Consider the following 20,535-nt stretch of genomic DNA (forward strand, 5'->3'; position numbering starts at 1 on the left):
ATGCGCGTGCCGCCGTCGACCGCTTGTACACGTACCTGGCCTCCCACCACGGGAAGGTCAAGGCCCGCCGCGCGTTCTTCCCCGAGCGTCAGGAGGCCGACGCACGGACGGCGATGCTCAGGCTGCTGGATCAGAGCTCGGACGCGAGCTTGTCTGAGCTGATGGCGGCATTCGCCAGCGCCGCGTACGCCAACCCGTCCGGTGACTACACGCTGAGCAGTCTGCTGAGCGCACGCGAGCGTCGGCCGCGGTCGCGATGGCGGCGGGCGTTCAGGTTCGTCACCGCTCTGCCGTCCACCATGCACAACTGGTGGCCCTCGCGGCACCGAGGGAGCCGTATCCGCACCGGATCCGTCATTCCGTCCAGCCCCGAGCCGGCGAGGCAGCGTGACGCCGCTTGGCTGGCGGAGATGCGCGACCGGCGCGGCCTCCTCGTCGGGCCGCGCACGGCGACCGACGTCGAGTGGCTGATCGAGGCCCAGCAGTGGCTGAACGTGTCAGAGAGCGATCGGCTGCTGTTCCGCCAGACGTTGATGGGCTGGCTGCTGCCCTCGGGCGAACACTCTTTGTTCGACATCCTCGAGGCGTCGCACCAGGCCGGAATGTGGGACGCGACCGAACCGGACTTCTCCCGGATCGACGCTGCGGGCCTGCACGGTTGGGCGGACGGGAACCTCGACCCACGCGGGCTGCTGCACGATTCATCAGACGTCCGGCAGCGGATCGCCGCCGACGAAAGGGAAGCGCTCCAGAAGGAGTTGCTCACCCCGCCGCACCAGCGGATGTACTTGGGCAGGACGGGGTGGTTGACCCCGGAGGTCACCGGGGAAGGCGCGGGGACGGACGCGATTGTCCGGATGATCGGCCAGCCTGGTGTCGAAGGTTTCCGCGGGCCTGTGCCGTCGCGGTTCCACCCTGTCTGGCGCGAGAGGCGCGAGGCCCTGCACGACTGGTTGGTCCACCACAGCGACGCCCAGCTTCTCCAGAACGCCAAGACGGCTTATGTCCCCGCGTTGTACCTGGTCAGCGGCTCCGACGCACGGCTGCTCGACGAGCGGTTCGGTCATGGCGAGGAGGGTGCACGGCTGCTGAGGGAGCGGGCGCGCGAGGCGGTCGAGGCTGCCTTCGCGGCGGCTGATCGTCTGTCAGAGATGGACGTCCGGTCCTTGCTGCCGCTGCTGTTCCTGCGCGACGCGCAGTTCCGGGAGCTGGCCCGGCAGGTCGAGGAACTCGCCGACCGGGCGACGCCTGGGGGGTCGAGGACGCAGCTGTCAGAGCTCCGGCGGGAGCTGACGGAGCGCGCCGAGAGGCTGGCCGAAGGGCTCTTGGGAGAGCTGGGGGAGCATCGGGAGATGGCGGCCGAGGCGCTGGGCATGATGCCGCCCGTCGCGTCCACCGTCTACTGGACCAGCCAGGAGGCGGACATCCCGGCCGAGGGGGCACGTTTCACACCTTCGCGCTTCCACTGGGCGACGACCCGTTTCGAAACCGCACGCGCCCAGTCCCTTGGGCGGGGCGCGGGCAGCCACCCGGTGGTGTGGGAAGTGGAGCGTTCCACGGGCCGTGACATCTCCCCGTTCTCCCGCGTTCCCGGCGAGGGAACGGTCCGCTATGCCAAGCCGGTGACCTTCCAGGTCGTCGCCCGGGAAGAGCGTCTGGACGCGAGCGGGCGGCCGTATGGCTACGTAAGAGTCCGTGAGGTCGCCGACCCGCTGCCCCGGCAGCATTGGCAGCGGGAGATCATCACCCGGCCCATCGTCAGCGACGGCCGCCGGATCGGTGAGGCCAGCTTCACCGAGCGGGAATGGGCTCGTCTCGGGCCCGTGCTCCAGAGTCTCCCCAGCGTCCAGACGTACACCAGCTTCCAGTTCCGGCCCGGCGGCGGTTCTGACTACAGGAGCGACCACGCCGAGGCGGTTCCGTGGGGCGAGAACGCCCACCACTTCGCCGCCCACGGCCATAGCGGGAACCTCTTCACCGTCTCGCCCGCGGGTCTGCGACAGGCCAGCTCCGACGAGGTGGGTTCCTACCTGGGCAACGTGCTGCGCGATCAGCAGGTGCCGCCTGGGACGGAGTTGGTGCTTCAGTCGTGCTATGTGGGCAGCGGTCAGGGCATCCAGCGAATAGCCGACCACGCTGGCCACGTCGCCTATGGATCACCCGGCCGAACGAAATTGGCCGACCTGAATGGGCGCCTCCGCTTGGGGCTGCGGCACAGCCCATACGAGCCCAAGCTGACATGGCAGGTCGGCCGCCCTAGAGAGCGGGCCGTGTCCGCAGGCCAGCCGACCACAGGCCCGGCAGACCAGTCGGCGTGGGCCGGGGTGTACACCACCCCGGCCTGGCCGGGCCTGGCTCGGCGGTACGAGGACGCGCTCGGCCGCGTGCTCGCCGCCGACCCGCGCACGCTTGAAGACGCCAGGAACGTCATCCGCTGGGCCTTCGACGCCCACCAGAACACGTTGGGCCAGGACGAGGCCAGGAAGAAGTTCTTCACCCCCGGCCCCCCGGACACGTTCGACTATCCGGCCGCCTTCAACCGCCTGCTGGACGAGAACTCGCGCGTGACGCTGCACGAGCTGATGACGGCGGTGAGCCACGGACTTCTGGGGAAGAGTCCGGACTTGCGCAGCGCCACCGAACCGCTGAACCCCGACGTCGTCGAGGAACACCGGGACGAGCGCGGCTTCACGCTCATATTCGTAGAGAACGGGCTCTCCGAGTCCCTCTTCACCGCCTACGGGGAGCAGCTTCGGCACGCCCCCGTCGGCGGCAGTGCGGCGTTCGTGCGCGCGGTCACCGCATGGCTGCTGCCCGACAACACCGCATCGCTGTTCGCCGTGATGTTTGCCGCCGACCGGGCGTTCGGCGCAGATCAGCCAGCGGAGGCATCGGCAGCTGTCGCCGCCGACGCCGCGCACCTGTACGAGTGGGCGGACCGGGTCTACGCCCCCCGCTCGTTGAACCCGGGCAAGCTGCTTGACCGGTTGGCTCCGCCGCATCTGTCGGCATACGGCAATCTGTCGGCTCCAGCTGCCCTCCCGGCTGCCAATGGCCAGGCCCTGCCGAGCCACGAGGCGGCAGCCTTGCGTCTGTTGGCCGGCTCGGACTCCGAGCTGCTCGACACGAGGTTCACCGGCAGTGCGCGAGGCCGTGAGCGGCTGGTCGTGCAGATCCGCTCCGCCGTGCTGAGAGGGATGGCCAACGGCGCAACATTCCCCGCGCTGCTGATGAGAGACTCTTCCTTCCAGAGCCAGGCCGAGCAGATCAGGGCCGCACTGGCTGCTGGGGGCACGCTCACCGAGGCGGACCCCGCCGTCACGGCTCTGCTGTGGCGCGCCGGTGAGCTCGTCGACACCGTCCAGGCTGAGATCCCCGCGCACCTCGCGATGGCGGCGCGGGCGCTGCGCGCGCTTCCGCCCGTGGCCGCGCCCGTGTGGTGGGGCACTTGGGTACCCGGCTCGCTGAACGGTGACGCCGCCGCCCCGAACGCGATCGACGTTCCCCAGTTCCATCCCGTATCGCTCGACCAGCGAACGGCGCTCGGCACCATGGCCGCGGGCAGGCCCCGGACTGGTGACCACCACCTCGTGCTGGTGGAGGTGGCCGACTCCTCGGCCAGGGACATCTCCGGCTACTCGGACCTCACTGCTCCGGGTCAGGCGCGCTACGCGGACGACGCGGTGCTGGAATTCGTCCGCCGCGAGCTGTGGCAGGACGAGCTGACCGGACTGACTTACGAACACCTCTTGGTTCGCGAGAAGGGCCGCCCAGGCCCCGACGGTCCCGGAGACGAAGATCCCGGCGACGGCGGTCCCGGAGACAGCGGTTCACCAGGCGAGGGGCACGGTTCGAAAGGCCCCGAGGCATCCGGACCTGACAGCGCCCCCGGACCCGACAGCGCCGCCCCCGGACCCGACCGTTCGGGCCAGGGCACCGTGCCCGCGGCCATGTTCCTCACGCACGGCTGGAATTCCACTCCCAGCCAGGACGCGTCCGCTCAGGACGAGGTTGTCGCGCCACCCGCCGAGGAACTCCAGCTCGACCGGGCCGCTGAACCGGAGGCCACCGCCGGGATAAGTGCACTGGACAGCACCGACCGCACCGGCATCGAGGCCGGTAACGCCGACCTCGAGGTCCACAACCCGCCCGCCCCGCCCGCCCCGCGCACCCTCGCGGACGAGGCTGCAGGGGTGCTCCTCAGGACGACGCACGGCCCCAAGGCATCCGCGGGCTCTCCCGGAAGCTCCACCGTCTCGTCCTCGGACGCCAAATCCGCTCAGCCGCGGCGAACGACCCTCGCGGAAGAGGAGTTCACCCCGCGCTTCGTCGCGTATTACGGCACGCCGCAGTGGCAGCAGTACAGCAAGGAGCACGAGAAGGCGATCGGCCGGGTCCTGGCCGCCGACCCGGTGGTCATCCAGCATGCGCGTGCCGCCGTCGACCGCTTGTACACGTACCTGGCCTCCCACCACGGGAAGGCCAAGGCCCTCCACGCGTTCTTCCCCGAGCACCAGGAGGCCGACGCACGGAGGGCGATGCGCAGGCTGCTGGATCAGAGCTCGGACGCCAGCTTGTCTGAGCTGATGGCGGCATTCGCCAGCGCCGCGTACGCCAACCCGTCCGGTGACTACACGCTGCGCAGTCTGCTCAGCGAACGCGAGAAACGGCCGTGGGCGCAATGGCGGCGGGTGACTTGGTACGTCACCGCTCTACCCGCCACCATGCGCCGTTGGTGGTCCTCGCGGCACCGAGGGAGCCGCATCCGCACCGGATCCGCCATTCCGTCCGGCCCCGAGCCGGCGAGGCAGCGTGACGCCGCTTGGCTGGCGGAGATGCGTGACCGGCGTGGCTTCCTCGTCGGGGGGCGCACGGCGGCCGACGTCGAGTGGCTGGTCGCAGCCCATCAGTGGCTGAACGTGCCAGACAGCGATCAGCTGCTGTTCCGCCAAGCGTTGATGGGCTGGCTGCTGCCCTCGGGCGAACACTCTTTGTTCGACATCCTCGAGGCCTCGCACCAGGCCGGAATGCGGGACGCGACCGAACCCGACCTTTCCCAGATTGACGCCGCGGGCCTGCACGGCTGGGCGAACGGGAACCTCGACCCACGCGGGCTGCTGCAGAAGCCAGACGTCCAACAGCGGATCACCAACGACGAAAGAAAAGCGTTCCAGGAGCCGCTCACACCGCCGCACCAGCGGATGTACTTGGACAGGACGGCGTGGTTGACCTCGCACGTCACCGGCGAAGGCGCTGATGCGGGAGCTATCGCACAGATGCACCGCCTGACGGGTGTCGAAGGATTCCGCGGGCCGGTGCCGCCGCCGTTCTACCGTGTCTGGCGCGATAGGCGCCAGGCCCGCCACGACTGGTTGTTGGCCAATCAAGATATCCGGCTTCTCTACAATGCCAAAGCGGCTTATGCTCCCGCGCTGTATCTGGTGAGTGGTCCCGATGCCCAGCTTCTCGACGAACGGTTCGGCCGCGGTGAGGAGGGCATGCGGCTGCTGAGAGTGCGGGCACGCATGGTGGTCGAGGACGCTTTCGCGGCGGCTGAGCACGCACCGGACAGGGACATCCGGGCCTTGCTGCCACTGCTGTTTCTACACGACGAGCAGTTCCGGGAGCTGACCGGTCAAGTTGAGGAACTGCTCGCCTCGGGACAGTGGTCTGCCGCCATTTGGGGGGCCAGTCGGACGCTGGCACCGCAGTTGTCCGAACTTCGACGAGCGCTGACGGAACGCGCCGAGCAGCTGGTGGCGGGGCTCGGGGAAGAGCTGGGGGAGCATCGGGAGATGGCAGCCGAGGCGCTGGCCATGATGCCGCCCGTCGCTTCTGCCGTGTACTGGAGTAGCCAGGAGGCGGGTACCTCGCATGTGGGTGCGCGTGTCACCCTGCCGGGCTTCCATGGGGCGACGACCCGTTTCGAGACCGCGCGCGCCCAAGCCCTTGCGCCGGGGGCAGGTGGCCACCCGGTGGTGTGGGAGGTTGAGAGTGCCACGGGCCGTGACATCTCCCCGTTCTCCCGTGCTCCGGGTGAGGGCACGGTGCGCTATGCCGCGCCAGTGACCTTCGAGGTCGTCGCGCGGGAGGAGCGTCTGGATGCGAGCGGGCAGCCGTATGCCTACATAAGGGTCCGTGAGGTCGCCGCCCCGCTGCACCGGCAGCTGTGGAAGCGGGAGATCATTACGCGGCCCATCATCAGCGACGGCCGCCAGATCGGCGAGGCAAGTTTCAACGAGCGAGATTGGCTCGCTATCGGGCGGCCGTTCCGCAATGTCAACCTGCGGAGTTACGATATCTATCGGGGTCGGCCCGGCGGCGGTATTGATTACAGCACCGAGCCCAACGAGCTGTTTCCGTGGAGCCAGAACGCCTACCACTTCCCCGCGCACGGCGCTCCCGCTTCCCTCGACACCGTCTCTCCCGCAGGTCGGAGATCGACCAGCCCCCACGAGGCGGGCGTCTACCTTTGGAACGTACTGCGCGATCAGCAGGTACCGCCTGAGACGGAACTCGTGCTTGAGGCGTGCGACATGGGCGCTGGGACGGGCATCCAGCAGATAGCTGACCGCACCGGCCGCGTCGCGTATGGACCGCCCGGGCGGGTGGCCTTTGATGACAAGAAGGGGCAACTGCGCCTATCGCTGCGCCAGGATCCCTACGGGCCCAAGCCGATGTGGGAGGTCCACCGCCCCGGAGAGCAGACCGGGTCTGCTGGTCAGTCGCCCACGAGCCTGGCACGCCAGTCGGCGTGGGCCAGCGTGTACTCCGCCCCGGAATGGCCGGACTTGGCCAAGCGGTATGAGGACGCACTCGGCCGAGTGCTCGCCGCCGACCCGCGCACACTCAGGGACGTCAGGGAAGTCATCATCTGGATCTTCAACGCCCACCGGAACATCTTGGGCGGCTCGGAGGCGGCTAGCCGGAAGTTCCTCGCCCCCGACCGCCCGGACACGTTCGACTATCAGGCCGCGTTCAACCGCCTGCTGGACGAGAACTCGGGCGTGACGCTGGACGAGTTGATGACGGCGGTGTCGTTTGGCCTTCTGGGGGAGAGCCCGGAGCAGCGCAGTAGCATGACGCCGCTGAGCCCCGAGACGTTCGGGCTGTACCGTGGCGAGCGCGGCTTCGACACCATTGAGGATCAGCAGCGGCTGGCCTACGACCTCTTCAAAGCCTACGGTCGGCTCCTTGAGTTCACTCCCGCCAGGGGCAGAGCGGCGTTCGTGCGCGCGGTCACTGCATGGCTGCTGCCCGACAACACGGCATCGCTGTACTTCGTGTTGATGTACGCCGACATAGCGTTCCACGCTGAACTGCCAGCGGCGGCCTCGGCGGCCGTGTCTGGCGACGCCGCGCACCTGTACGAGTGGGCGGACCGGTTCTATGCCCCACGCTCGTTGAACCCAGGCGAGTTGCTCGACCTGCTGGTTCCGCCACATTTGGCGGCGTACGAGAGACTCATGGCTCCCGTCGCCCTCCCAACCGCCGACGGCCAGGGCCTGCCGAGCTACGAGGCGGTTGCCTTGCCTCTGTTGGCCGGCTCGGACTCCCAGTTGCTCGACACGAGGTTTACCGGCGGTGGGCGAGGCCGGGAAATGCTGGCCGAGGAGATCCGTTCCGCTGTGCTGGGCGGGATTGCCGCCGGCGGGAAATTCCCCGCGTTGCTGATGCGGGACTCTGCCTTCCAGAGCCAGGCTGAGCAGATCAGGGCGGCACTGGCTGTTGAGGGCATGCTTACCGAGACGGATCCTGCCGTCACGGCCCTGCTGTGGCGCGCCGACGAGCTCATCGACACGCTCCAGACTCAGATCCCCGCGCACCTTGCGATGGCGGCGCAGGCGCTGCGCGGGCTTCCGGCCGTGGCCGCACCCGTGTGGTGGGGGACCTGGGCGCCTGGCTCGCTGAACGGCGCCGCCGCTGCCCCGGACGCGGTCAGCGTTCCCCAGTTCCAGCCCGTGTCGCTCGGCCAGCGAGCAGTGCTCGACGCGATGGCTGCGGACGGGCCCCGGTCTGGAGGTCACCACCTGGTGCTGGTGGAGGTGGCCGACTCCTCGGCCAGGGATATCTCTGCTTACTCGGACCTCGCTGGTTCTGGTCAGGTGCGCTACGCGGATGACGTGGTGCTGGACGTCCTCCGCCGCGAGCAGCGGCAGGACCGACTGACCGGACTGACTTACGAACACCTCTGGGTTCGCGAGAAGGGCCGCCCTGGCCCCGACGGTTCCGGAGACGAGGGTCCCGGCGACGGCGGTTCACCAGACGAGGGCCCCGACGCCTCCGGTCCCGACAGCGACGGCTCCGGCACCGACGGTTCGGGCAAGGGCAGCCCCCGGCCGCAGGGGCCAGGAAACGGCGGAACCGGACCCGACACCGACGCCCCCGAGCCCCCGCCGGACAGCAGCGCCTCCGTCGACCCCGCCCCGACGGGCAGCTGGCAAACCGGCCCCGATCAGCCCACCGCACAGGATCAGCCCACAGCACAGGACCAGCCCGCCGAAGAGGACCGGCCTGCCGCACAGGAGCAGGACGGCGCCCCGGAGGCCCCCTGGTATCTGGACCGTGACGCACTCGGCCACGCAAGCGTGGACCGGGCGGACATGCCCGAACCCGTCCGCGCGGTCGAAGCAGCGCAGTCCGCCGCGAACGGGCCCCACCCGGGCGACAGCGAGACGGCCGCCACCTGGGCAAGGCAGATCATCGACGGGCTGCGCTCCGGACCAAACGACCCGGACGCCGCGCTGTTCCCCGACATCGAGGCCGCCCTGCGCGACCTGCTGCTCACCACCGACCCCGCGACCTGGGGCACGCTGCTCGCCAAGGGCCGCATGTTGGTCGCCGGGGGGCGGCTGGTGTGGCTGCGCCCCGTGCTGCGCGACACCCGACCCCGACCCGCCACGGACACGGCCCCCGACGCCGCACGCTCCTACAACGTGGCCTTCGCCGCGACCAGCAGCGGTGGCGAGACCTGGCACGAGGTCACCCGCGCCTTCCAGTCAGTCCTGTTCACCGCCATCGAGGTGGCGTCGCGGGCCGTGTCGTGGGTCCTGCTCGGGGCACCGCACTTCGGCGGCAGCGCCTCCGAGAAGTGGGCCAGGAAATGGAACCGCAACGTCATCTCCGGACGGAAGCTGTTCATCGCCGGCAGCACGGCTTTTGAGGCGGATGTCAAGGTCAGGGTGTTCATCGACGGCGTGGAGCGCGAACACGGCGTGATCACCCCGCGCGCGCTGGGCGTCGAACTGCCGTCCGAGTACACCACGCCCGGAGCGCCGCGCCCACGTGACCCGGAGCCGCGTCTTCCGGCCGCGCCGCAGAGCAGCTCGCCCAGGCGTACACCCAAGGCGAGGCTCACGCTCAATGCCGTGGACATCACCCCCGTCGTCGCCGGCGTTCAGCGAGGGCTGCGCTCCGGCGGCCTCCCCGCGCGTGCCGCTCTCGAGGTCGTCGAGGGTTTGCAGGCCACGGTCAACGAGAAGACCGTGATCAGCCGCAGCCGGTGGCTGCTGACGTCCGGCGACGTCACCAACCCGATCCGTTCGGGGTTCATCCGCACCAAGAGGTTCCAGGGCCACTTCTCGGTCCGTGCGGAGATCGAGGCCGCCCAGTACGTGGGCACCACCCCGGGGGTGGCAGTCCGCGACGACCTCGGTGGGGGGCTGTCCAACGAGGAGAAGAAGGCGGGCGGGACCAGCGCGTTCGTCGGCCTAGGGCTGAACCTGGCCGATGCGGACCCCGGTGCGGTCATGTTTATGTACCCGCTGTTGGGAGGGACCGTGGGCACCAGCCGCTCCTCCGGACACTCGCTGCACCGGCAGGGCCTGGTGCACACTGTGCTCAACGCGCGATCCGATCAAGCCAGATACTGGGCTCGGTTGAAGGTGACCGTGGCCACCGAGTCCACGACACACCGCATCCCCGCTGTGGAGAGCGTCGTGGATTCGGAGATCGGCGTGCCCGTGCGGGAGGCTGCGGGCTTCGAGGAGCGCGTCTTCGGCGCCGCCGCCCGCCACACCGCCGCGATCGAGACCGAAACCGCGGCCGGTCCCGGCGTCGCGCCTGTTCCGCCGCGCGGCCCGCAACTGCCCGGCCTTGTTGAGTCGGGCCGCTGGGTACGGGCGCTGCTGCGCGAATCCGGAGCCGCTCTGGTCCGGAACACTGTTCGGCCCGCACGTCTGGACGCCAATCTGCCCGTCCCGCACCCGAGAGAGCCGCTGGCCCTCGCGTCGCGCCGTGGCCAGGGCTTCGGCATGCTCACCGACCTCCCCGGCTCTGAGCTCGTCCACGACCAGTTGCGGGCCGCCCTCGCCGAGCAGGCCGGTAGGGCAGGGGCCAAGGCTGACTGGTCGTCGACCGACCGCGACCTGGCTCTGTTCTTCGGCCGACCCGCGCTGGAGTCCGACCTGTCCCACCTGCTTTCCGGGATCTCCCACAGCGTCAAGCTCGCCGGGCGCTCCTACCAGCTTTACGCGCGCGGTCACCTGCTGGAGCGGATCGCCGGAGAGAGCTATGCCCTGACCGTCAACGCGCGTGCCGCCGCTGGAGCCACCGTGGCTGGGAGCCGAAAGACGGGCTGGGACGCGCGCTTCGGCGGCGGCGGCGCCGCACGGGTCGGGATCGGCAAGTCGTTCAAGATCCAGGCCGGCGCCTTCCAGGTGTCCGCGGACTATGGCAGGACCCGTGAGGACGAACTGTCCAACGGAGCGAAGCTGTATCGGCGCACCGAAACAGCGACAAGCGTCGACGAGCATGTTTACAACATCGTGTACGAGCTGGCGATCCGCCCTGAGCCTGAGCGGGAGGGGCCGGCTTACACGTGGTGGATCGATAAGCCGGACGAGGTCGTCGCCGCCGTCGCCGTCCCGCACGAGCATGTCCCCGCCACCTCGGTCGCTCCGCCGGAAGCCAGGTCGGCGGGCCGCCGCTCGCGACTGGCCGGGAGCCTGCCCGCGCCCGAGCGCCGCGCTGTGGACTTCGCCGTCGGCGGATCGTCCGGCGTTTACCCGGTATTCCTCGTCATGCCCCAACTGAGCCGCCTCGCCGCCCTGCTGCACGCCCTGGTCAATCGGGTGCCCGTACGAGAAGCGCGGGCGTGGGCCGACAACCCGCTCAACTGGCCCGCTGAGATCCGCCACGCCGCCACCCCCGCCGAGCTGGCGAATCAGTTCGCTCACCTGGTGGGGCCGTATGGCCACGAGTTCGGGCTGCCGGTGCGCGACGGATTCAAGCAGGCTGTCCGAATAAGGCTGTTCGCGCATAATCCGGTCAAGCCGGTCACAATCGGCGGCGATGTGGAGATCGAGCACTACCTCCAGGCGACCAGCCACCACCGGCCCGGCAACGGCACCCGCAAGGGGCTCGGTGCGCTGGCCGCGGGCGGCCCACAGATTCGTTTCGGCGCGGAGGCTGCCTCCAGCGCAGGAGACGAGTACGGCGACGGCGCGCGACACGGCGCGCCGAACACGCACGGCGACAGCGACGAGGGCGGCATCGGGGGACGTGCGGCGGCACTGCTCCTCGCGAGTGGTGAACGCCGCTGGGAGTCCGGTAAGAGCGGCAAATACGGCGACATCCAGATCAGCAGGGCCACTTACCGGACGGCCGCCCACACCGTGCGCAGCGACGCCGTCTTCCAGGTCACCGCCCTGCGCTGGTGGGGCAAGAAGATGGTCGAGGAGACCCGCTACCTGACCGTCGAGAATGCCCTGGAGATGCTGATCCCGCAGCGCCGGATGGAAGATCTGGCCCCGTGGCTGCTTCTTGATGAGCAGCCAAGCCAGTCTGAGCCCTCCCGGGCCTTGGTCCACCCGGAGATGTTGGAAGGCGTTGCGCACACCGAAAGGCTCCGCGCCGACCAGGTGCTTCCCGAGATCGAGCGACGGCTGCTGGAGCGCGGCGTCCTTCGGGGTGGCCCGGAGGGCGAACGCAGGCCCAATCTGCTGCATCGCTCGCTCACCGCGACGTACGCGACAAGCGGTCTGGAGTCCCAACTCCGGGCCCTGCGCGGGTCCGGAGTGCGCCGCTGGCTGCCGATCCCGGGCCTGCTGGGGACCACCCGTTACCTGTGGGTGCGGGTCACCGCCGACATCCGGACTGCCCACGCGGACCGGCCGCGTCCAGATGTCTCGCTGACGCTGCGGGACGAGGGCGTGACCGAGGACTCGGCCTCGCGCTCCGTCTCCGACAGGCTACGCGGCGGCCTCGACGTCCGAGTCCGCGCCGGTTCCGGCCATCGCCATGGCGGGCTGGAGGCCGGCGGCGGATACGGGTACGGAAAGGGCCGTGAATCGGAAGACGTTCGTGAGGTCAAGGACATCTACCGGGTGTCCAGCAAGGAGGCGTCCCACGAGTTCACACACGGGCTCGACTTCCGGATCGAGATCGGGATGAGCACCGAACCGCCCGCCTTCCTCGACGCTCTTGCGAAGCTCGGCAAGCGGATGCTGCTCGCGATGAGCCTGCCTTTCGACGCCGCCGCCGTAGCCGATTTCTGGCAGAACCAGCGCCGCTGGACGTGGTACGAGGACAGCTCGGCAGACTCGGGCAGCCAGTTGGCCGGTGAAGTGCGCCTGCTCGTACCCCGGCATCTGACGACCGGGGTCGCGGTCGCCGCCCTGACACCGGGCCAGCCGGCCGCGATCGGAACCTATGCGCGGTGGGAGAGCGCCATCGAAGCCGGGAAGCGTCCCCAGAGCAGCCACCGCCCCAACGCCCCGAAGGAGCTGATCGACAACCTTCACCCATGGGCGATGCCCGCCGCGGCGGCCGTTCAGCACTGGTCCGCGCTCGCGTCTAAGCGGTTCCCGAACGGCGCCGCCCCAGACCTGGGTAATCGGACGGTCGTGCGCGTGCCGGGCTTGGATTCCAGCACCATGGCGGGGCTTCTCTACAGCCATTACACCAGCGAGGGCATGCTGCGGCCGAACCTCGGTGCGTTGCTGCGGCATGACTATGCAGTCCCTGTCGGTGACGGGGTGGTCACCTTGGGGTTGGAACTGACACATGCTCAGCAACTGTTGCCCGGCGAGGAAGTGAGGTATAAGGCCCGCCGCTACCAGCAGATCGATTACGCGCCCAAGTCCGAGCACCACAGCGGTTCCGGCTGGTATCTCGCGTTCGGGCCGGAGGGCGGCGGCGACGTGCAAGCGGGGCGTGCCTTTGACCGGGCGCCCTTCGAGTTCTACGGGCTCGAGGAGGGCGAGAAGCGCACCTTCAAGGTCGCCGAGACCGATGAGCACAACAGGGAAGGCGTCCGCTTCTTCCGTTACTACAGCTTCGACTCGGTCCTGGTCGCCAGGGGCGCGGGCGGAGTTGTGCGGGTCAAGGTGGAGCGTGCACTCTACGCAATGCTTCCGCTCGGCGCGGACGGGAAGCTCGCCGGCGACCTGGAGACGAGCATGCCGCAGCTGTTCGCCGGCGCCACCGCGGTGGACTCGGAGACCGCTCAGCGGGATGTCTGGCAGCCCGTACGGCACTTGGCGATCGAGGGACCTGCACACCGCTCTCAGCACACCGCAACCATCCCCCTGCTCCCACAGATCACGGTCACGGACACGGACACGGACCCGAACCGCATCGAAGAAGTCGTGCCGGCGGATCGAACCAGTGAAGACCACGCCACAGCCACGACGGGACACGTTTCGTTCCCCGTCAGCCTCGACCGGAACCCCTCGACGACGCAAGGGCGCTGGCGGCTGCCCGTCTACCTGGAGCGGATGCGGGCCGCAGGCTCGGCCCAGTTCCACAGCCCGGTGGGCCTGGACTGGGTCGACGCGACGATCCGCACGCTGACCGGCCGTGCCGCTCCCGACCTGATCACCGAGGAACTGCACCAGTGGCCCGGACGCTTCGTGGGCGCGGGCAAGTCTTTCCATATGCGAGGCGGCGACGGCTGGTACGACGTAACGGTCGCGATGGTCCGCCATCCCAAGGAGAGGCGGCCGCTCATCACCTCCGTCGCCAACGCCGAAGAGATCTCGGCGGGGGTGATGCCCGTTCAGAACACGTCCCTCGGAAGCTCGCGGTCCGCCGCGGTCTCGCAGGGCTTCGCCGTCAGGGGTGCGGGCTACGCCCTTGCCCCCACGCCCGTGCCCGGCCTGCTCGCTGGAGCCACCGCCGCCGTGAACGTCGCCTTCGGCCAGCGAACGGTCACGACGACGAGCAGCCAGGGCTTCGCCGACAGCCGCAGGTCGGTGTACTCCTCGGGCACCGTGGACGTACCCCGGCAGGTGCAGTGGGTGGTCACCGCCCAGAAGGCCGGCGTATCCCGGGGCCGAGTGTTCCACGGTGACGGCTCGGCCATGGCCCGAGTGCCCGTCGAGCATCTGGTCAAGGACGGGGAGCGGCCTGCCGAGCACCGGCCGGAACCCATCGACACCCAGAAGGCCCGCGGGATTGAGCTGGCAGATTCGCTGTCGCTGATCGCCGCGTACGATCACGCGCCCGCGAGCGAGCCGACCACCGGCCTCTACCGCACCGTCAGCTCAGTGCTGCACCCCGCGCTCACCGCACCCGGGTCATCCGGTCGCTCGACAGTCATGGCGCAGACCTCGCCCGACAGCGTCCTGAGAACCCTGGCGACCGCCTTCGAGGGCTGGACGGACTCGCCCGACCTCTCCGGCCGCGGCGACAGCGTCCGGGGCGGATACCGGATGAGCGCGCGGATCACCGCACTCGCCCCGGTGTCCATGGTCGGCTATACCAAGTTGAAGAACTACCAGATGTTCGGCCAGGAAAACGGGGCACAGGTCGACAAAGCCTACGGCGGTGAGGTCGCCGCCGGTCCCGCCTTCGGCGTGGGCCTCATGGCTGGCGGCCCCAGAGCCCGGTTCTTCCTCCAACCTGGCCTGAGGGCCGCGCGCATCCGGGCGGTTTCCCGGTCCACCGGGGTGCAGGTGGCTCAGGGCGCCGAGGTCAGCGGTGCGAAGGTGCTCTACGAGGCCCAGGTGAGGATCACCGTAGAAGGCACCACCCCGGCGCCTCTGAGCGCCCGCACCAAGGCTGGCGCGCGGCCCGGCGAGCACGAGTTGACCGTCTGGATGAGTCTGCGGCTCGACCAGGCCAAGACGCTCGGCCTGCCGCTACCGCCCGGCCTGAAGCCGGACCCGCTGTTCCGCAAGCCGGCCTTCGACCGGCACCTGCCTGCCGGTGCACGGGGGGCGGGCGCCGCCCTCGGCAGGGTGGACACCGATCCGCTGGTCCAGCGGATCGAGGAGCTCTTCTCGACTGACGAACGACTGGACGGGTTCCTTCCACGGTTTGGGGAAGTCTCCGTGTCCCCCGGCTTCTTCGAGACCGAGGAGGACCTGGCCAGGCAGCGGGACAACCACCGCGCGCTGACTCAGGCGCTGTCCCCAAGGGGCCTGCGCACTCGCAAGGCCATGCTGCTCACGACCGGCATCCCCATCAGGCTGCGACGAAAGCGTTGGAACGTCACCGAGTCAGTACTCATCCGTGTCGAGGGCACGCTCGTCGACGACGCCACCTCGTACCTGGGCGACGTCGACGACTGGGCGGTGGTGACAGCACAGGGGGTCAGCACGGGAGGCCAGAGCGGGGGAGCGGTCGGGCAGGGCGCGACGGTGCGCTTCGGGATCTCCGTCAAGCCGATCCCCGGGCACCTGTACCTCGCCGGCGCCCTGACGGTCGCCAAGAACACCGCGCGCGGCGCTCAGGCGGGTCCGAGCGCGTCGCGGGGCTTCTTCAGCGAGGGCTCGCAGAAAGCCAGCGCGTTCGAAGGCAGCCTTCGCTTCAAGGTGACCGTCACCTTCGTGGAAGTGCCGCGCACATGGCGGCGCTGGACCACGCCAGGGCTTCCTGGGCAGCAGGTGCCCAAGGTGACCACGTTGGCCAGCACCGACCCAGGCGGTGGCGACGGAGTCCGACAGCTGGTCATACCGCCCACACCAGTGCTCCTGACCACCCCCGCGTCGATGACGGCGCGCGCGCCGCGGGAGGACCTGCGGGCCTCCGCCGCGCCGCGTCCGCTGCCCGTGCCGCCGGCGTCCGGCATCAGCACGCTCTTCGACCCGCAGTGGGCACCCCCGGAAGGTGGGCAGCGCCGGCTGATCGAATGGCTGGTGATGGAGGCGGCTGGAGATCCGGGGCACATCCAGGATCTCGCCCGCAGGTTGCTGGCGCGGGCCGCCAGAGGCGACACGGCTCTGTCCACCCCCGGCCTCAACCCGGCGCTGACGCTCGAGGAGCAGATGAGCGGGGACTCGATCGCGGCTGGGCTGCCGCGCGCCCTCAAGGGGGCGTGGGTCGTGGACGGGTTGCGTTATGACCGGCGGTGGAACGGAGTCACAGCCGCGGTCGGCATCCGTGCCAATGTGGTCAACCCGACCGTGGTCCACGTGGGCGGAGCTCCTTCGGTCCAATCCGGCGTAGGCGGCGGGCACTCCGCCGCCAGCGGCAAGGAGCGTGCCGTCGCTGTGGGCGTCGGCGCGAGCGTCTTCGGGGCCGGAGACGTTCCGGCAAAGACTCCCGAGGCCTGGCTGCTTGGCGGGCCGGGTGCCTCGTACAGCGCGCGCTGGTCGGCCGCGCGGCAGATCAGCAATTCCGGCGCGATCGAGCGGGTCACGTTCAGTGCAGCCGGCGACCGGCTCGTGCTCGTGCAGGGCGACCTCGAGGTGTTGATGGTCGCCGAGGCATCCGTCCGCGGAGGTGACCCGCGGGTGGAATCGGAGGGGATGGCACTCGACAGGTCCGTCATGGCCTGGCTCACCGAACAGCAGGCGCTCGCCCTCGGGCTCGGCCCGCAGATCGACCAGCGCCTGGCAGACCAGGCCCGCATCAAGAACGGCGACCCGGCGAAGACAACCCCCGAAGCCACCGACGGGGCACGGGAGGCCGCGGCGGTCGCCGACCTGGTCGCCGTCCCGACAGTCGACGTGAGCGCCGCCCCCCCCGCCGATCCGGCAGCCGGCCTCAAACTGCCTGGCACCGGCCCGCTCGGCCCCGGAGGTATCGACAGGCTGCCTGACTTCGGTGTCCTCTTGCCACGGCTCCGCGCGGAACTGGAGCGTCTGCACGGGACGAAGCTGGCGGAGGCACTGCTGCCCGCCCAGGTCGTGCGGGACACCTGGCAGAACACGCAGCGCCTCGCGGCCGTACTCGATCCGGTCGGCGCCACGGGTCTCCTCGGCAGCGCCCTCGACGGAGGCGTCCCGGTCGAGCTGTTCCGCAAGGGCTCGCAGGACGCCTACGTCGCCAGGTTCGTCGTCAGGCGGGGCACAGGCACGTTCGAGGACCGACCGGCGGGCCGTCAGGAGATGGCGTTCGTCACCACCGCTTCGTTCGACGAGGCCATTTCGCGATCCACGACGAAGGGCTCGGGTGTCAGCGCATTCGTCCTTCCGATGGTCCCCCTCGGCGACACGGCTGGGGCCACGGCTCCGCAGGCCTCAGTCGGGCTCGCCCCGCTGGACACGGCGGCACATGGTGACAGCCACAGCCGGCAGGCATACGCGGTGAGTGTGACGCCCGCGGACGCCGATTACCTCCGGTTCCGTGTCCCGCTGACCGACGCCAGGCTCGACCTGTACGCGCCCGGTGCTGACGTGGACGCGGGTGCCGAACCCCTGCTGTCCGTGTCGCTTGACGCACCGACGACCGGCCACGACGACCGCTATATCCTCTACCGCGTCCTGGAGTCGGATGCTCGGGCCATGGCGGCTCTCGCTCGGGAGCGGCCGCTCGTCCCTCCGGGTTGGCGGCTTGCGGCGCGGCGGGAGCCGCTGGAGACCTGGCGGAGGCACGGCGTCCGCCTCTCACCGGAGGCCCAGGTCGCCGGCATGGAAGGCGCGCCGCTGATCCGGGCCGCACTTGCTGACATGGCCCGGAACATGGGTGCTTACCGGGATTTCACGACGACCGGCACCGCCCAGTCCTACGTCAGGGACGAGTCACTGACTGCTGAGTGGCTGACGGCGTCGCTGCCCATGCTGGCGAAGACAGGCGCTCGGCTGCCCGACGTGTACGTGCTCGGCGCGCGCGGCGGGCAGGAGCTCAGGGTCTCCCTGCACGCCAGGCTCACCGCGGGCGAGATCCTCGCCACCGGCGAACGCCTGTACTGGGAGTACTTCGACGAGCTCGCACCTGGAACGCCCCCCCTCGCCTCCGAGAGCTACGGCAGCGGTTCAGGCGACTCCGAGGGGGTTAGCTGGTCCGGCGGCGGCAGTTGGTCCAGATACCGCCACGACGACGTCCACGACCACGCGGTGACTGGCGGCATAAGCCGCGGCGGGGATACGGGCTCGTCCGCCTGGACGTCGGGCGGACGCGCACCACGGATGACCCTGCGGAGCCCGTCCGTCCTGGTGTCATTCGAGGTGGATCTGCGGCTCATCGCGACGCTGAAGCGCAGCGGCCAACCCCTCAGCGCTTCCCCGGGCTCGGAGGACACACAGCTCAGGCTGCCCACGCGGGTGGTCGTCCGGATGGCGCTGGAATCCGCGCTGAAGCTGGTGACGGCAGGGGCCCTGAGCGATCCCCGAGGCCACCTGGACGCGCTCGCCCTCGCGCCCGCCCCAGCGGTGCCGTGGCACTCGACCGTTCTGGTCCGTCCCATCCTCGACGACGAGGGCAAGCGGATCGGCACGGCGTCATTCCCCCTGGCAGCCTGGCAGCGGCGCGAGGCCATCTACCAGCGGCTGAACGAGGTGACCGAGTACGTCGAGCAGCGCCCCGGCGAGACGGGCGAGCCCGTGCGCGTCACCCGCCCCCTCCCGCTCGCCGACCGGACGCGGTACTGGCTGGCCATGCACGGTGCGGACCACCGGATCACGGTCGCCACGACCGACGGCGTGACGCGGGACGTGGACGAGCGCGAGACCGGCGCCCTGCTTCGCGCGTACGGCGACCTGGCGACCGTTCCGCTCGGCGCAGTGATCGTGCTGCTGAAGGATGGCCCAGGCCACGTGGAGGAAGCGGACTCGTCGACCAACGGCGAGAGGGGAGCTGGCCGTTCCATCCCAGTGGCCCGTCGGATCGCAGCTGCAACCGGGCTGACCGTCATCGAACCCGGCGGGGCACTTCGGGTGACCGCTACGGACGACGGAACCGCGCGGATCGAGATGTCCCCGGCCCCGGACGGCGGACCAGCACGCTGGCGGATCTTCCGCCCCGGAGATCCGGAGCCGCAGGAGCACCCGGCCGCACGGCACGACGAGCCGCGGCCAGCCGGGTCTAACGGTGCCACGGAACCCGCGGGCGCGCGTGAGCCGGAGGAGGCCGTGCCACAGGTCCCGCAGCCCCCCGAGGCTCCCCGCTTCCGGCACGAGGGCCCGGACACGGTATCGTTCGAGGGACGCACCTTCCGACTGCAGTCGCCCCCGAGCGATCAACCCGGATTCGTTTCGGCCCTCCTCCACGCACTCAGCCTGGACGCGCCGCAGGCTCTGCGAGCGGTGGCAGGACTAAAGGACCAGGCACCCGGCAACTCCCCGGCGCCGCCGCCCGCCACGGCGGCACGCACCCTGCGAACCTGGCTCGACCAGCGCCTCACGGACGGCGACATACCCGCAGGCCTGCCAACTCCGGCGGATGAAGAACGCTTCTCGCTGGACGAACTGGTAGCCGCCGGATACGAGGTGAGCCGTGTGCTGCGCACCGAAGACGTGCTCATGGGAGGGAGAAGCACGCTGACGCTCGGCGCGGCGAGGGCCGGCGCTGAAGTCCGGCCGATCCAGCGGTACCGGCTGCTCGTGGCGAGGGGCGCACTGTCCGATGCGGTCCTCGCGGAGATCACGGCCCTCGTGGCGGCCCGAGAGCTCGGGGTACGGCTGGTGCTCGCCGGACCTGGTGAAGGGACGGTGAGGGAATTCGGCGTCGCGACGGCAACGCCCGTGCTGCTCGTATTGGCAGGGGGCGGATACCTGCCTGCGCTGCAGACGGACTGGTACAGCCCTTCTGCCTATCGCCCATACGCGGCGCCAGACTCGAATCCAGTGTCACATCCCGCATTCCGTGAGCCGTCGGACGCGGGAGGTGTTTTGCCCACCGAATCGTGACAGCGCATTCCGTGCCGAGATCCGCCGCATCCGGCCTTGGGTGTTGCACCCCCCGCCCCGCGCCGACCTGGCCATCGCGACTCGAGAGCTGACAGTGACATGTTGATGCGACGGCCCGAGCTACCAGAACTGGCCCGCGAGCGCCCGCCACAACCGTGCACGACGCGCGTCGAGTTGGTTACCGGTGTCAGCCTGTGACCGTGAAGGTGGCAAAAAATCACGGCGAGCTGCCGATCCCGCTTACCCGTAGGTGGTCCGGGCCGCTAGGATGCGCAGCAGCGGGTATCGGTGTGGGCCCGATCCCTGTGTGGCAGACAGCGTCCGGCGGTTCACCGCCAACGAGGTCGTCAGGCCCAGTTCGACGGATCCGGCTACGGACGGCACTCCGGAGTCGATGCGCGGAGCCGGGCCTAGGGCCTTAGCCGTCTGCTGATGTGCTGCTTCCCTGCGCGGGAGTGAGTGTCGCTGGGGGCGCGTTCGTGGGCGGCGTGCCACGCAGTGAGACACGAGGTTGCGTCCG

At 69.9% G+C, this 20,535-nt stretch carries 1 protein-coding gene (running past one end of the window); it reads left to right on the forward strand.

What is annotated here, in order from left to right; translation table 11 throughout:
* Positions 1-20,015 carry the 3' end of a hypothetical protein gene (locus tag OG395_RS56680; protein ID WP_327249993.1) on the forward strand. 58,969 nt of this gene lie to the left of the window's left edge, so 20,015 of the gene's 78,984 nt are visible here — the last part of the coding sequence; its start codon lies beyond the left edge, outside the window; it ends in the stop codon at positions 20,013-20,015.
* Positions 20,016-20,535: the final 520 nt, after the last annotated feature.

Source organism: Streptomyces sp. NBC_01320 (assembly GCF_035974375.1).
In the GTDB taxonomy this organism is placed as follows: Bacteria; Actinomycetota; Actinomycetes; order Streptomycetales; family Streptomycetaceae; genus Streptomyces; species Streptomyces yanii.